At 62.5% G+C, this 16115-nt stretch carries 8 protein-coding genes; 2 read left to right on the top strand and 6 right to left on the bottom strand.

Annotation, left to right across the window (positions count from 1 at the left end; translation table 11 throughout):
• Nucleotides 1-30: 30 nt before the first annotated feature.
• Together ACXX83_RS25405 and ACXX83_RS25400 are read right to left on the bottom strand one after the other, a co-directional pair.
• Nucleotides 31-9081 carry an Ig-like domain-containing protein gene (locus tag ACXX83_RS25405; protein WP_458549930.1) on the bottom strand — a complete coding sequence of 3017 codons (9051 nt, stop codon included), beginning with the start codon at nucleotides 9079-9081 and terminating at the stop codon, nucleotides 31-33.
• Between the two features lie 131 nt (nucleotides 9082-9212).
• Nucleotides 9213-10049, bottom strand: a complete 837-nt coding sequence (locus ACXX83_RS25400; protein ID WP_217836830.1) for a sulfotransferase family protein — start codon at nucleotides 10047-10049, stop codon at nucleotides 9213-9215.
• A 314-nt stretch (nucleotides 10050-10363) separates the two neighbouring features.
• Between ACXX83_RS25400 and ACXX83_RS25395 the strand changes: the two genes are divergently transcribed.
• Both ACXX83_RS25395 and ACXX83_RS25390 read left to right on the top strand, forming a co-directional pair.
• Nucleotides 10364-10951 (top strand): phage tail protein, encoded by a 588-nt coding sequence (locus ACXX83_RS25395; RefSeq protein ID WP_458549929.1) that lies wholly within the window; start codon nucleotides 10364-10366, stop codon nucleotides 10949-10951.
• Nucleotides 10952-11005: 54 nt separating this feature from the next.
• A complete protein-coding gene (locus ACXX83_RS25390) occupies nucleotides 11006-11317 on the top strand; it encodes a DUF6916 family protein (RefSeq protein WP_102702420.1) in 312 nt (103 codons plus the stop codon).
• Between the two features lie 23 nt (nucleotides 11318-11340).
• Here ACXX83_RS25390 and ACXX83_RS25385 read toward each other — a convergent pair whose 3' ends face one another.
• From ACXX83_RS25385 to ACXX83_RS25370, 4 genes are read right to left on the bottom strand one after another with little or no spacing between them, the layout of a single operon-like run.
• The gene (locus ACXX83_RS25385) at nucleotides 11341-11838 is read right to left on the bottom strand and encodes a GNAT family N-acetyltransferase (protein ID WP_458549928.1); all 498 of its coding nucleotides are present in this window, start codon (nucleotides 11836-11838) and stop codon (nucleotides 11341-11343) included.
• A gap of 11 nt (nucleotides 11839-11849) precedes the next feature.
• Entirely contained in the window at nucleotides 11850-13946 is a 2097-nt protein-coding gene (locus tag ACXX83_RS25380) for an efflux RND transporter periplasmic adaptor subunit (RefSeq protein WP_458549927.1), read from the bottom strand.
• Nucleotides 13947-15266, bottom strand: a complete 1320-nt coding sequence (locus tag ACXX83_RS25375; protein ID WP_458549926.1) for an efflux RND transporter periplasmic adaptor subunit — start codon at nucleotides 15264-15266, stop codon at nucleotides 13947-13949. It lies immediately after the preceding gene.
• Nucleotides 15263-16042, bottom strand: a complete 780-nt coding sequence (locus tag ACXX83_RS25370; protein WP_217836824.1) for an efflux RND transporter periplasmic adaptor subunit — start codon at nucleotides 16040-16042, stop codon at nucleotides 15263-15265. Before ACXX83_RS25370 ends, ACXX83_RS25375 begins: the two co-directional genes overlap by 4 nt.
• Nucleotides 16043-16115 lie beyond the last annotated feature (73 nt).

Here is a 16115-nt window from a genome sequence, read left to right as displayed (position 1 = left end):
TGGGTGCCGCATCAAAAGTGAAAGTTCTCATCAGGCCTGCATTTCGCTGATGCCGGCCAGCTTCAGAGCGGCGGCCAGCTTGTCGACCTGCTGCTGCTCGTTGTCTTTGATTTGTTGCAATTGCTGACCCAGGGTCGGTGCGCCAAATACCCCGCGCAGGCCTTGGGAAACATCGCCGGACTTGATCGACTGACTGCCAAAGGCGTTCAACGAATCGCGTTCGCTACTGCTGTCCTGATTGAACAGGCTCGATAGCGTGCTGGTGCCAAACACACCGCCATCGCCGCCACCGAATCCGAGGAAACCATGCCCCGAACCATCGCCACCACCGTCATTGCTACTGAAAACCTGCGCGATGAAACTCGGGGTCAATGCGCCGTGGTTCATGAAGATATCGCCCAACGGCCGGATGCCGTTGCCGATCACCCGTTGCTCGAACAACGGCTGGAAGGTCAATGGTGAAGTGAGGTTGCCCGTCGGAGGCGTGAAAATGGTCGGTTGCAGCGGCACGTTAGGCACATCGGGCAGCGTCACCGGGGTGCTGCTTTGGAACTCGGGGTCTACCGTTACGACGACAACCGATGAGGTCGGCACCGTGTTGATGAAAAAATTGTCGGACTGGCTCACGCCGCTGCCACTGTTGCCGGCCATGTCGCTGATACCGGCGCGGTTGATGATGATCGCGTTGCTGGCGATATTGATGTTGGCGTTCGGTGTCAGCATCGCCGTCCAGGTCTTGCCGCCGTCGCTGCTGCTCAGGCCGGACAAGGTGCCGTTGGCAATACTGATGTCGGACAAATCAAAACCGCTGACCGCTTCGCTGAAGGTGATGGTCACCTGCGAGGTCTGGCCCACGCCCAGGTTCGGATTGGCGACCACGACGGTGGCGGTCGGCAGTTCGCTGTCGAGGGTGTAATTGTTCGACACCGCCACGGTGTTGCCCGTGTTGCCCACCAGATCGGTGACGTTGCCGGTGTCCAGGGCGATGAAGTTGCTTGGGTCGGTGACATTGGCCGTCGGCGTGAACGTCGCCGTCCAGGTCTTGCCGCCATCGCTGCTGGCGAGATTGCTCAGCTCGCCGTTGGTCACGCTCAAATCAGACAGATCGAAGTGGCTGACGGCCTCGCTGAAAGTGAAGGTCACCGTGGTGGTCTGGCCGATACCGAGGTTCGGGTTGGCAACCACGATGTTCACCGTTGGCCGGGTCGCATCGAGCGCGAAGTTGTTGGAGATAGCGATACTTGCACCGAAGTTGCCGGCAACGTCCTGCACTCGACCGGTGTCGAGCACGATCAGGTTGGTTGCATCGCTGACATTGGCGGTCGGCGTCAGGGTCGCGGTCCAGGTCACGCCGCCATCGCTGCTGCTCAGGTTCGACAGCGTGCCATTGGCAACACTGATGTCCGACAGGTCGAAACCGCTCACCCCTTCGCTGAAGGTGATAGTCACAGTGGTCGTTTCGCCAATGCCGAGCTGCGCGTCGGCAACAACGATGGTCGCCGTCGGCAGTACGGTGTCGATGGCGAAGTTATTCGAGTCGGTGGTGCCCGCCCCCGCATTGCCCGACGTGTTGGCCACGCCGCTATTGTCGAGCGTGATCAGGTTGCTGGCGTCGGTCACGTTCGAGGCTGGCGTAAAGGCTGCTGTCCAGGTGATGCCGCCGTCACTGCTGCTGACATTGCTCAATGTACCGTTGGCGACGGTCAGGTCGGCATTGGTGAAACCGTTGACTGCCTCGTTGAAGGTGATGGTAACCAGGGTCGTTTCGCCGGCCTTGAGCGCGGTGTCGGCGATCACGATGCTGGCGGTCGGCACGCTGGTTTGCACCAGATAATTCGCCGAATGGGTCACCCCGCTTCCGGTATTGCCTGCCGCATCAGTGACACCGGAGTTGTCCAGGGTGATCAGGTTGGTGGTGTCGGTGATGCTGGCGGTCGGCGTGAAAGTCGCGGTCCAGGTAACGCCACCGTCGCTGCTGCTCAACCCGCCCAAGGTACCGTTGGCGACGCTCAGGTCTGAACTGTCCAGGCCGCTGACCGCTTCGCTGAAGGTGATGGTCACCAGGGTCGTTTCGCCGGGACGCAGGTCGGTGTCGGCCATGACGATGGTCGCGGTCGGGCGCTGGGTGTCGATGGCGTAGTTATTCGAATCGGTGGTGCCGCTGCCGGCGTTGCCCGCCGCATCCTGGACACCGCTGTTATCGAGCTGGATGAGGTTGCTGGTGTCGGTGATAGCCGTCAACGGTGTCAGGATGGCCGTCCAGGTGATGCCGCCGTCGCTGCTGCTCACCGCGCTCAGGGTGCCATTGGCGATGGTCAGGTCGGCGTTACTGAAACCACTCACCGCTTCGCTGAAGGTGATGGTCACCAGCGAGGTTTCGCCGACGTTCAGGGCAGTGTCGGCGACCACGATGGTGGCCGTCGGGCGCACGGTGTCGATCGCGTAGTTGTTGGAGTCGGTGCTGCCGCTGCCGGCGTTGCCCGAGGCGTTTTGCACGCCGCTGTTGTCCAGGGTGATCAGGTTGCTGGCGTCGGTGATATTGGCGGTGGGTGTAAAGGTCGCCGTCCAGGTGACGCCGCCATCGCTGCTGCTCACCGCGCTCAAGGTGCCGTTGGCGATGCTCAGGTCGGCGTTGCTGAAACCGCTGACTGCTTCGCTGAACGTGATGGTCACCAGCGTGGTTTCGCCGACGTTCAGGGCGTTGTCGGCGACCACGATGGTGGCCGTCGGCAGCACGGTATCGATGGTGAAATTGGCGGAGTTGGTCGTACCGGTGCCGGCGTTGCCAGCCAGGTCGGCGATGCCGGTGTTGTCCAGGGTGATCAGGTTGGACGTGTCGTTGATCGCGGCGTTCGGTGTGAAGGTCGCCGTCCAGGTGATGCCGCCGTCGCTGCTGCTGACCGCGCTCAACGTGCCGTTGGGCACGGTCAGGTCAGCGTTGGTGAAACCGGTCACCGACTCACTGAAGGTGATGGTCACCAGGGTCGTTTCACCAGCACTCAAGGTCGGGTCGGCGACCACGATAGTCGCGGTTGGACGCAGGGTGTCGATGCTGAAATTGTTCGAATCGGTGGTGCCGCTGCCGGCGTTACCCGCCAAGTCAGCGATCCCGCTGTTGTCCAGGTTGATGACGTTGCTGGTGTTGGTGATGCTGGCGCTCGGCGTAAAGGTCGCCGTCCAGGTGATGCCGTCGCCAGTGCTCAAGCCGCTGAGCGTGCCGTTGGCCACGGTCAGGTCGGCGGTCGTGAAGCCCGTCACCGCTTCACTGAACGTGATCGTCACCAGCGAGGTTTCACCAATGGCCAGCGCGTTGTCGGCCACGACAATGGTCGCCGTCGGGCGCACGGTGTCGATGGCGTAGTTGTTGGAATCGGTGGTGCCGCTGCCCGCGTTGCCGGAGGCATTCTGCACGCCGCTGTTGTCCAGGGTGATCAGGTTGCTGGCGTCGGTGATGTTGGCGGTGGGTGTAAAGGTTGCCGTCCAGGTGACGCCGCCGTCGCTGCTGCTCACCGCGCTCAGGGTGCCGTTGGCAATGCTCAGGTCGGCATTGCTGAAACCGCTCACCGCTTCGCTGAAGGTGATGGTCACCAGCGAGGTTTCGCCGACGTTCAGGGCATTGTCGCCGACTACGATGGTGGCGGTTGGCAGCACGGTGTCGATGGTGAAATTGGCGGAGTTGGTCGTGCCGGTGCCGGCGTTACCGGCCAGGTCGGCGATGCCGGTGTTGTCCAGGGTGATCAGGTTAGACGTGTCGTTGATCGCGGCGTTCGGTGTGAAGGTCGCCGTCCAGGTGATGCCGCCGTCGCTGCTGCTGACCGCGCTCAACGTGCCGTTGGGCACGGACAGGTCGGCGTTGTCGAAACCGCTCACCGCCTCGGAGAAGGTGATGGTTACCAACGAGGTTTCACCGGCGCTCAGCGTCGTATCGGCCAGCACGATCGTGGCGGTTGGGCGAACCGTGTCGATGGCGTAGCTGTTGGAGTCGGTAGTACCGCTGCCGGCGTTGCCCGACAGGTCGCTGACCCCGGTGTTGTCCATGGTGATCAGGTTGCTCGTGTCGTTGATGCTCGCCGAAGGCGTGAACGTTGCCGTCCAGGTGATGCCGCCGTCGCTGCTGCTCACCGCGGTCAACGTGCCGTTGGTGATGGTCAGGTCGGCGTTGGTGAAACCGCTCACCGCTTCACTGAAGGTGATCGTCACCAGCGAGGTTTCGCCGATGCTCAGCGCCGTGTCCGCCACCACGATGGTCGCCGTTGGACGCACGGTGTCGATGGCGTAGTTGTTGGAATCGGTGGTGCCGCTGCCGGTATTGCCCGAGGCGTTTTGCACACCGCTGTTGTCCAGGGTGATGACGTTGCCGGTGTCGGTGATGGCGCTGGTCGGGGTGAAGGTCGCGGTCCAGGTGATGCCGCCGTCGCTGCTGCTGACGGAGGTCAAGGTGCCGTTGGCGATGGTCAGGTCGGCATTGGAGAAACCGCTGACGGCTTCGCTGAACGTGATGGTCACCAGCGACGTTTCACCGATTTTCAACGCATTGTCGGCCACCACGATGGTCGCCGTCGGCAGCACCGTATCGATGGTGTAGTTGCCGGAATTGGTGGTGCCGCTGCCGGTGTTGCCGGCTATGTCGGTAACGCCGGTATTGGCCAGGGTGATGACATTGCTGGCGTCACTTATGCCTGCGGTTGGCGTAAACGTCGCGGTCCAAGTAATCCCGCCGTCGCTGCTGCTGACTGCGCTGAGCGTGCCGTTGGCGATGCTCAAGTCACTGTTGTCAAAACCGGTCACCGCCTCGCTGAAGGTGATCGTCACCAGTGAAGTTTCGCCGGCACTCAGGGTCGCGTCCGCCAGGACGATGGTGGCCGTCGGGCGCTGGCTGTCGACGGCGAAGTTATTGGAGTCGGTGGTGCCGCTGCCGGTGTTATCCGCTGCATCCTGCACACCGCTGTTGTCCAGTGTGACCAGGTTGGTTGCATCAGTGATGCCCGCCGTCGGCGTCAGGGTCGCGGTATAAGTGATGTTGTCGCTGGTGCTGAGATTGCTCAGGGTACCGTTGTTCACCGTCAGGTCGGCCGTGGTAAAGCCAGTCACCGCCTCGGAGAACGTGATAGTCACCACCGATGTCTGACCCACCGCCAGCGCCGAGTCCGCGACCACAATGGTGGCTGTCGGGCGTACGGTATCGATGGCGTAGTTGTTGGAATCGGTGGTGCCGCTACCGGCGTTGCCCGAGGCGTTTTGCACGCCGCTGTTGTCCAGGGTGATCAGGTTGGTGGCGTCGGTGATGGTGCTGGTTGGCGTAAAGGTCGCGGTCCAGGTGACACCGCCGTCGCTGCTGCTGACGGAGGTCAAGGTACCGTTGGCGATGGTCAGGTCGGCATTGGAGAAACCGCTGACGGCTTCGCTGAACGTGATGGTCACCAGCGACGTTTCACCGATTTTCAACGCATTGTCGGCCACCACGATGGTGGCCGTTGGCTGCACCGTATCGATGGTGTAGTTGCCGGAACTGGTGGTGCCGCTACCGGTATTGCCGGCCAGGTCGGTCACACCGGTATTGGCCAGCGTGATGACGTTGCTCGAGTCATTCACGCCGACGGTTGGCGTGAAGGTCGCGGTCCAGGTGATCCCGCCGTCGCTGCTGCTCGCCGCGCTCAGGGTGCCATTGGCAATCGTCAGGTCGGCATTGGTGAAACCGCTGACCGCCTCACTGAAGGTGATGGTTACCAGCGAGGTTTCGCCCGCCGTCAGTGTTGTATCGGCCAGTACAATCGTGGCGGTCGGGCGCACCGTGTCGATGACGTAGTTGTTGGAATCGGTGGTGCCGCTGCCGACGTTGCCCGACAGGTCGCTGACCCCGGTGTTGTTCAGGGTGATCAGGTTGGTCGAGTCGTTGATGCTCGCGGAAGGTGTGAAGGTCGCGGTCCAGGTGATGCCGCCGTCACTGCTGCTCACCGCGGTCAGGGTGCCATTGGCAATGGTCAGGTCGGCATTGGTGAAACCGCTGACCGCTTCACTGAAGGTGATCGTCACCAGCGAGGTTTCGCCGATTCTCAGCGCCGTGTCCGTCACCACGATGGTTGTCGTTGGCCGCACGGTATCGATGGCGTAATTGTTCGAGTCGGTGGTACCGCTGCCGGCGTTGCCCGCCAGGTCGCTGACGCCGGTGTTGTCCAGGGTGATCAGGTTGGTCGTGTCGGTGATGCTGTTGGTCGGGGTAAAAGTCGCGGTCCAGGTTATACCGCCATCGCTGCTGCTCACCGCGGTCAAGGTCCCGTTGGCAATGGTCAGGTCGGCGTTGGTGAAACCGCTCACTGCTTCGCTGAAGGTAATGGTCACCAGCGAGGTTTCGCCGATTCTCAGCGCATTGTCCGCCACCACGATGGTTGCAGTCGGACGAAGCGTATCGATCGCATAGTTGTTCGAATCGGTGGTGCCGCTGCCGGTGTTGCCCGCCAGATCGCTAACCCCGGTGTTGTTCAGGGTGATCAGGTTGGTCGTGTCGGTGGTGCTCGCGGAGGGTGTGAAGGTGGCGGTCCAGGTGACTCCGCCGTCGCTGCTGCTGACTGCACTCAACGTCCCGTTGGCAATCGTCAGGTCGGCGTTGGTGAAACCACTGACCGCTTCACTGAAGGTGATCGTCACCAGCGAGGTTTCGCCGACTCTCAGCGCATTGTCTGTCACCACGATGGTCGCCGTTGGCCGCACGGTATCGATGGCGTAATTGTTCGAATCGGTGGTGCCGCTGCCGGCGTTGCCCGCCAGGTCACTGATCCCGGTGTTGTCCAGGGTGATCAGGTTGGTCGTGTCGGTGATGCTAGCGCTCGGCGTGAAAGTCCCCGTCCAGGTGATGCCGCCATCGCTGCTGCTCACCGAGGTCAAGGTGCCGTTGGCAATGGTCAGGTCGGCATTGGTGAAACCGCTGACCGCTTCGTTGAAGGTGATGGTCACCAGGGAGGTTTCGCCGACTCTCAGCGCATTGTCCGCCACCACGATGGTTGCGGTCGGGCGCACGGTGTCGACCGTGTAGTTGTTGGAGTTAGTGGTGCCGACGCCGGCGGTGCCCAGACCGTTTATCACCCCTGTGTTGTCCAGGGTGATGACGTTGGTCGTATCGGAAATACTGGCGGACGGCGTGAACGTTGCTGTCCAGGTGATGCCGCCATCACCACTGCTTAGCGCGGTCAAGGTGCCGTTGGCAATGGTCAGATCCGCATTGGTGAAACCGGTCACCGCCTCTGAGAAGGTAATGGTTACCAAGGACGTTTCACCGATGCTCAGTGTGGTGTCAGCGACCACAATGGTCGCGGTCGGTGGCGGTGCATAGGCGGTGTCGAGTATGCCACCGTCGTTGTAGAGGGTCGCGACAGAGGTCGGCGAGGTACCGGATGTACCTCCGCCCTGCGCGGTACCGCCTGCACCACTGGCCGCGGCATTACCGGCCAGGGCGGCGAAGTTGGCGGCCGTCATCAGCAGCGTGCCTTTGTTCCAGATCGCACCGACGCCCCGGCCGCCCAGGCCGCCATTGCTGGCATTGCTGCCCTGGCCACCGCCACCGCCACCGCCGCCACCAGCGCCGATGTTGTTACTGATGGTCGAGGTGCCGACGATGGTGAGGGTGCCGCTGCTGGCGTTGTAGATCCCGCCCACCGCATTGCCACCGGCGCCACCCACCTTGTCCCAACCGGCTCCGCCGCCACCACCGCCAATGGAAATCGTCCCATTGGTGGCCGTCGCACCGTTACCGCCGTTGCTGTAATAGGAAACGCCTATGCCGCCAGCCCCGCCAGTGGTGGTACCGCCGCGACCGCCCATGTGGGTGGCGTCATAACCGCCGCCGTAACCACCGACACCGCCGCCGCCCGCCTGGCCGCCCAATGTGCCGGTGCCCGGCCCTGCCGAACCGCCATGCCCGCCGCCCTGGCCGCCCAAACCGCCGCCACCGCCACCCCCACCGCCGTAAAAAGCGCCGGTGACACCGCCGCCGCCACCGCCACCAGAAGCGGCGTTGGAGGTCACGGTAACGTTTTTCAGGGTCAGAATCCCGGCGTTGAAAATCCCCCCGGCCATCGCGCCCGTGGCGCCGTAGCCACCGTTGCCGCCCGTACCCGACACCAGGCCACGGGTGATCACCAGGCCATCGAGGGTCACGGTGCTGCCGGACGTCACTTCAATCACTCGGGTCCTGTACTGGCCGTCGAGAATCACGTCAGCCGCACCGTCGTTGTTCAAGTCGCCATCAACGGTGATGTTCTTGTTGATCAGCAACTCGGACGTCAACTGCACCGTCATGCTGCTGTTGAAGGTGACGATATCGCCGTTCTGCGCCGAGGCGATCGCCGCGCGCAACGAACCGACGCCGGTGTTGGCGTTGTTGGTGGCGGTCCAGGTGGCAAGGCCCCACTGATAGTCGCTCATGGCCGTGGTCGAGAGGACGTTGGCGCTCTCGATGTTGCCGGTGACGATTTCCAGATCCCAGTCACCGCCCACGCCGGTACGGTTGTTCGAAGCTGCTACATCGCGGCCGGTCATTTGCGCCAGCGAATCGACAAAGCTCAGGCCACGCTCGCCTTCGGCGGTGTAGCAGCCGTAGATCAGGATGTCGCCGCCGGCGTTGATGTCCTTGCCGATTTCCGCCAGCACTGCGCTGCGGGCGGCGACGTTGTCGGCCGACAGATAGCTGTCGCCCAGCCACAGGTCGCCGACGTTGCCGTGGGCGATGATCTGCACCGAGCTGATACCCTGGTGCTGATCGAGGTAGTCGGCGATCTGTTGCAGCCCATCCTTGCCCGCGTCGAGTTTCACGACCTGGGTCCCGGGGGCGACGCCTGTGAGCAGGCTGTCGGCATCTTTCACCCGGGAGTCGACGAACACCACACTCTGCCCCGGCACCGCAACGGGACTGGCCGCCGGTGTGGCATCGGCCTGGCCGGGGGTATCCTTGCCAGCCGTCGGGTGATCGGCGATCGGCGCCTTGGCAGCATCGGCTGTGGAATGGCTGTCGGCCTGAGCGGCGGTATCGGCCACCGTGGCGGCGACTGCACCGTCGAACAGCATGCGCGGTTCAAGGGACATGATCATGGGCGCCGCTGGCGTCCGTTGGCCTTCGGTTACCCGTGACTTTGCCTTTGCCCCACCAAAAATGCTCCACCACATGCTGCTCACCCGAACTCGAACGAATGTACGTAACGCATCAATGAAAAACGCCGCGATCAAATGTTCGCGGCGTCGGACTTCATACGAATGACGTTGGCGGCGCTGGCAGAGCCATCGAGCCAAAAGGACAAGTCTGAGTATTGCTTGAACAGATCCGGCGGCAGGATGGTGCGCCGGGCCTGTACGGCAACCTTGGGCCTGACCTTGTGCAGGCCGGTTACCCCGAGGGCTTGGTCGAATTCCGGGGCGTCGTACGCCAGGTGCTCGAAGTCGTGCTCGAACCAGGGCTCGTCGATAAAGTCGTAGACCAGCCGCAACACCCGCTCCGGTGCCTGGGTCAGCAAGTCATAGTCGATGATCAGCAAGGAATCGGCGTGCTCGCCGTAATAGGCTTCCTTGAGCGCCGCCCAGGCAAAACCCACCAGGCGATTGCGCTGGGCCAGGGTTTCGCAACGGCTATAGACGGTGTTGCGCTCGACGGCATCGCCGAAGAGCTTGGTGTTTTCATAGGGATTGGCGCGGTAAAGACGCTCGATGCTGTCCATGATCCAGGCGACGTTGCGCACACAGGCAATCACCTTGGCCTTGGGAAACAGATCGTTGATGGCCGGCAGCTTGGCGCTCCAAAGGCGATTGGTGTCGAACACCACCGATTTGTCGGCCTTGTCGGCGTAGAAGGAATCAAACAGACCACGCAACAGGCGTCGGCGCATGTCGGTATCGATCACCGCGCCGAACTCGCTGCCAGCGCTGCACTGGTCCAGAACACCGGAAAACAGGGAACCCACGGGGCTGGTCATTCCGGCATGGAAACGCGGGTTCTGCAAAAGGATTGCAGAAAGCAGGGTCGAGCCCGAGCGCGGCAAGCCGGAAATGAAATGAAAATGGTGCAAGTCCCTTCACCGTTTTTGCTAGTCCTTTTGTAGGACAAAGCGTAGTCGATCGATGAAGTTTCGACTAGTGGTGCTTTGATATCAATTTGAAGCTAAACCGGCTTGAAACCGAGCTTTGCGCAACCAGTGAAGGACTTTAGCGATGACAGCGTTGGGGAGCGTCCATCGGGCAAACACAGCCTCGCCACGACACCCACAATCTACGACTACGCTGTGGCGTGGCGTGACCGAGCCACGTAAGGAAAAGGAGTCGACACCCCCAGTGTCTGGCAGCCGCGTGGCGCGCCAACCACCAACCTGAAGGATGAGGATTCATGGAAGTATTTATTGGCACTATCCAGCCTTTCGCCTTTGATTTCGCCCCCCAGAACTGGGCCCTTTGCAATGGCCAGACGTTGAGCATTGCGCAATGGAGTGCATTGTTCTCGCTGATTGGCGTGAACTACGGCGGCGACGGCCAGAGCACCTTCATGCTACCCAACCTGCAAGGCCGATTACCGATGGCCCAGGGCACCGGCACCAATCTCAGCACGCGCACCATTGGCGAGATTTCCGGTACCGAAAACGTCACCGCGACCATCGGCAACATGCCCAACCACACCCACCAGTTGTCCGGACTGACTGCCACCACGACCCTGCAACTGGCCAACCCCTCGAGCAATCCCGTGAACGTGCCAACGGCAACCAACTCGTTCATCGGCGCTTCAAGTGGCGGACCGGGTACGGCGAATATCTATTCGGATCAACAAGGGGCAACGGCGGTGGCGCTTCAGGGCGTGAGCACCTCCGTCACCGGAGAGATTGCCTCCACTGGCGGGACCCAGCCCATGAGCGTGATGAACCCGTTCCTGGTCATCAACTTCAGCATCGCTCTGCAAGGGTATTTTCCATCGCGTGGCTGAGGGTTCGCCGGGGGCCGCGCGCCCCCGGCACTGTTCACTTTTCGGAGCCTGATCATGTTGCAAGCGGTTCAAAGCCATCATTTCCAGACCCTGCTGGGTCAGACCGTCGCCCTACGCCTGCCCGACGGCAGCGAATTGTCGGTGCAGATCGAACACCTTGAGGACTCACCCCGCGCTCGCATGCGCAACAGTGAGCGCATGCCATTCAGTGTCGAGCTCAACAGTCTGGTCCCGACCGATTTTGTGGACGGGTTATGCACGCTGCAATTGCCGGAACTGGGCAAAGTGGAAAACATTTTCGTTTCCCGAGTGCCGTCTATGGGGCGTGATCCGCAGCGAGGCTACTTCTACATCGCCTTCAACTGACTCTTTTCTGGCTCGCAGTGCCTTCAGCCTTGCGGATACCACACCAGTCGTTTTGCCGCGACGTTGTATTCCTGCACTGCAAAGCCCAGGGCCAGGTAATGCCCAAGTGCATGAGGATTGCTGGCCCAGACCACCGTCGCCACCGGGCAACGAATCTGTTGGGCGGCTTTCTGCACTCCCTGCAGCACCGCCCGCCCATACCCCTGCCCTCGCGCCGCCGGGATAAAGGCCAGATACAGCACACGAATCTCGTTCGGCCCGAAATCAGTGCTCAACGCGCCGATCGCAGTGCCAAGCTTCTCAACCACGTAATGCATGGCGTTGGGGAAGTTTTCACCCAGGCCTTGCTCCTGCACCTGGAACTGCTGGGCCACAACCTGCTCGACCACCTCCACGCTGTCGTCGATCCATTGCAGGTCCGGTCGGGCCGATTGATACAGGCGCTGCAAAAAAGGCCCGTCACTGGCTAGCGAAGGCCGTACCACCAAACCTTCGGCTGCCACAGCACTGTTGTTCGCCATCGTCGCGCTCCTTAAAAACCGCTTTCCCTGACCCCCAGCGCCGCCATACGCCGCCAGGCGACCCCCATTATCGACTCGCCGCTGCCCTGCAACACTACCACGCCACGCAATGGCTGCACCGGCGTCGGCGCCGGTTCGAGGGGTATCAACCGCGCACCGTACTGCGCCTGTACCGGCTCGGCCCGTTGATACTGATCGCGGCGCACGGCAATCGGCCCGTGGTGATCGGAAGTCAGCGCCTCTTGATCGACAAACGCCGCACCATTGGTATCGATTTCGCTCAGTTGCACAGCAATCGCCGGGTGCATCGGATCGTCCGCGATAAACCGTCCGGTGGCACCCGGTGCCACGCGCCAGAGCTCTGCCTCGGCCAGATAGCCGCGCAAGCGCACACCGCGCTCGACGACCCGGGCCAGCGGCTCCCGGGTCGACAGCCAGCGCCCCACCGCCCATTGCGGCAGCAGATCGCGCACAGTGCCGGCATGGGGGGCGCGCAATAGCAATCGCTCACGCTGAGCCGCCAGCCCCCGGTACTCCGCGACCGCTTCGGCCAGGCGCTGCTCGACGATCCCGGCATCGGAAGCCGTTTCGCTGCGGCTGGCCTGACGACGCATCTGCAACTGCTGAATCTCGATCTCCCGGCGCGCGATGGTCTGGCGCGAATCGAGATCCGGGGACTCCAGTTCGATCAGGACATCACCCTGCGCCACCGACTGCCCGTCCTGCACATTCACCGCTTTGATCCGTGCCGCCACTGGCGCATGCAAGGTGCCGACCCGGCCCGCTTCGAGCATGACCGGCACCTCGACCGCACTGCGCCACGGCACGATGAGCAGCAGCAACAGCCCGAGCAACACCAGGCTGCTGAGCAGCACCCGCGGCCCATGCGCCTGCTCGCGGCGGCCCCACCACTGGCGCCATTCACTCATGATGGGCAGAAAGATGAACCACACCAGTTCCACCAGCATCAGGAAGATCCCCAACACCTTGAAGAACAGGTGGTAGACCGCCAGAGCGATCCCGAAAAACAATGCCGCGCGCCATAACCACGAGCCATACCCCCAGATCAGCAAACGCCGTTGCATTGTCGGCGACCAAGGCTCAGGCGCCGTGGCACCGTAGCCGAACAAAAACTCGCGCAGGCGCCAGCGACACAAGGCAAACGCCCGGCCTTGCAGGTTATCGACCTGCCAGAAATCGCTGAGCAAAAAATAACCATCAAAGCGCATGAACGGGTTGAGGTTGACCACCAACGTCGTGATCCACGTAGCACTGGCGAGCATGAACGCCGCGGTGCGAGCCGGCCCGTCGGGCAGCAACGACCACGCCAGCAAGGCCATGCACGCCAACAGCAACTCGGCCAGCACACCGCCCGCGCCAATCAGCAACCGGGCCTTGCGATCATTGACCCGCCAGGCATCGCTGACATCGGTATAGAACATCGGCAGCAGCACCATGAACGCCACGCCCATGCTCTGTACCCGGCACCCGGCACGCTTGGCCATGAACGCGTGACCGAACTCGTGGCAGAGCTTGGCAAAGAACAGGGCCACGCCAAACGCCAATGCGCCGCCAAGGCTGAACAAATGCGGAAAAGTCGCGATAAACCGCTGCCAGTCCCGCGACACCAGAAACACCCCCAACCCAAGCACAGCGGGCAAGCCGTAGCGCAGCGCCCGCGGGCCAAAGCGCTCCAGCCATGGCCAGGCACGGTTGAGAAAACGCTCGGGACGCCACAGCGGAATACGAAAAAACAGGTATTGATGCAGCAGTTGCTGCCACAGGCTCTGGCGTAGGGCAGCCGCTTTAAGGCTGTAACTGGCCCGCTGTTGGGGATCAAGGGCGGTAATCAGGTCGTGGCTGCGCAAGAACACCAGCAACTGCTCAAGATCCGCAGCGTCCAGCGCCAATCCCGGCTCACGATTGGCCGCTTGCAGGACTCGCTCGGGTTCACCCAGCGACCAGTGACGCAACAATCGCATGGCCGTGGTACCGAGCTTGAAGTAACGCCCCCGCATCGGGTCGGCCAGCGTCCAGCAGGGCGCGCCGTCCAGCGCCGGCGCTGCCGGGGACAATTGCAGGTCGGCACGCAGGCCGGGCAGGCTCATTTACAGGCCCACGCTCTGACGCAAACCGGCCAGCGGTCGACGCAGCAGGTACAACGCCAGCGGCGCCCGGTCACCGAAGATTTTCGCCGTGCCGCGCATACCGATGCGCGGGGGTACCGCGTCGAAAATCGCATCCAGGCGATAAGCCAATTGCCCACCCGCCGTGGGCTGCGCTTCATAGGCCGAACGTTCGAGTCTGGCCAGATGCCGTTGCAGCGGGTCACTGTCGAGGAACAAGGCGACCTCAGCGCCGGGCTCCAGGGAAATCGCATCGCCCACGGCCAGTTCGATACGCAATTGCGCCTGAGTCGGATCGGCGATTTCCATCAGCCGTTCGCCCGTCTGCACGGGCTTGCCGGTCCAGCGTTCGGCATCGGCAAATACCGCGATGCCATCGCGCTCGGCGCGCACTTCGCTGCGCTTGAGCAGTTCACGGGCGTAGTCACGCTCGGCGCGTTTCTGTTCGACCCGGGCGGCCAGCAAATCCAGTTTCGAGCTGGACTCGGCATCGGCGAACGAGCGCTGGGAGTTGGCCTTGAGTTCCGCCTCGGCAACCCCGAGGGCGCGTTCGGCGACATCGGCCTGAGCCTTGAGCGTGGTGCTTTCGAAGCGCAGCAGCAGGTCACCGGCCTTCACCGTCTGGTTGGGTTTGACCAGGAATTCGGCTATCACACCGTCCAGCGGTGCCGCCACCACCCGACCACCGAGCGGCACCACTTCGGCTGGCGCCAAAACGGATTGGCGCACCGGGATCAACAGCCCGAGCAATAGCATTGCCACCAGCAAGCCCTGGCGTTTACGCGTCCAGCGCAGGCGCCACGGTTTGCGCGGTTGCAACGCCTGCCAGGCGTGACTGTAGGTATCACCCAGTTGCGACAGCAGCACTTGCTCGGCAGGGTTCCACGGAACATCCCGGGCCAGCCACAACCCGCCGAACACTTCGCCCTGGCGATCGATCAGCGGCAGCCAGAACACCTGCGCAGCCGACAGGCTTTGCCATTGCGCCTGCAGTGATTCGCTGAGGACATCGGCGGCAATGACCCGTGCCTGCTGCAACTGCTCGCCTCTGAACAACTGCGCCACCGCCTGCTCGACGAACGCTACAAACGGCGAATTCGGCTCCACCGCGCTGACACCGGTCACGGCCTGCACCTTCCCGGCGATCAACAGTGCCGCATGGCGAAAGCCAAACAGTGCCTGGCCATCATTGACCAGGCTGTAAGCTAATTGGGCGGGCGTCTGGGCTGCACGGGTCTGGCGTTCAAGATCAAGAAAACGTGCGAACACCTGCTCGGCACCGCCGCTCAACGGCGCGTTCACTTGAACTCCGCGAAATGCGCCGTGCCGCTCATGCCCGCCAGCAACCCGCTGGCGTCAGGCACGCTGGCCACCAGCAGCAAGGTCTGACTGCCTTCATCGATTCGCGCGCCCAGGCGCTTGACCGTCGCGTCCAACGACTTGCCGGTTTCATCGGGAACAAAACTGAAAGTCTGGCCGGGCTTGAGTCGGGCCATCCAGCGCGAGGGCACCAGCAGATGGATTTCCAGGGTGCGATTATCGACTACGTCCAGCAATGGCGCGCCGGCTGGAACGCTTTCATAGCGCTGTACCTTGCGCTCGACGACCTGGCCATCGAACGGCGCCAGCACACTGCAACGCTTGACCTGCACTTGATACACCTGGGACTGCGCCTGGGTTTCGCTGACCTTGGCCTCGGCACGTGCCACTTCGAAACGCCCGACCGAATTCAGCGCGGCCAGTTGCCGGTTGTGCGCCAGCTCTTCACCAGCGCCACGGCTGGCCGCCTGAGCGGCATTGAGCTGCGCCTGATAGGCCGAGCAATCGAACCGCGCCAGGGTATCGCCCTTCTTGAACGATTCCCCCTCACTGAACGGTAATTCGACAATCCGCCCGGGGACCTCACTGGCCAGTACGGCCTGGTCCCTGGCGCGCAATACACCACGGGCCTCGGCACTGGTTGCAGCACTGGCGCCTGCATCCATTTGCGCAAGCGGGTCGTCGGCCCCGGGCGTTTGCGCCTGGACAACGCTCGCAACGAGGACCCATCCCAACCCCAACACACAGAAAATCCGCATGACCGCACTCCCTTTCGGATCAACGGAGTCTACGACAGCGGTGACTAGCGTCAAGCAGATGGCCATCATTGCC

Source organism: Pseudomonas sp. GNP012 (assembly GCF_054343835.1).
Note: the sequence above shows the minus strand (reverse complement) of the source record. Positions and strands in the feature narration are given on the sequence as shown.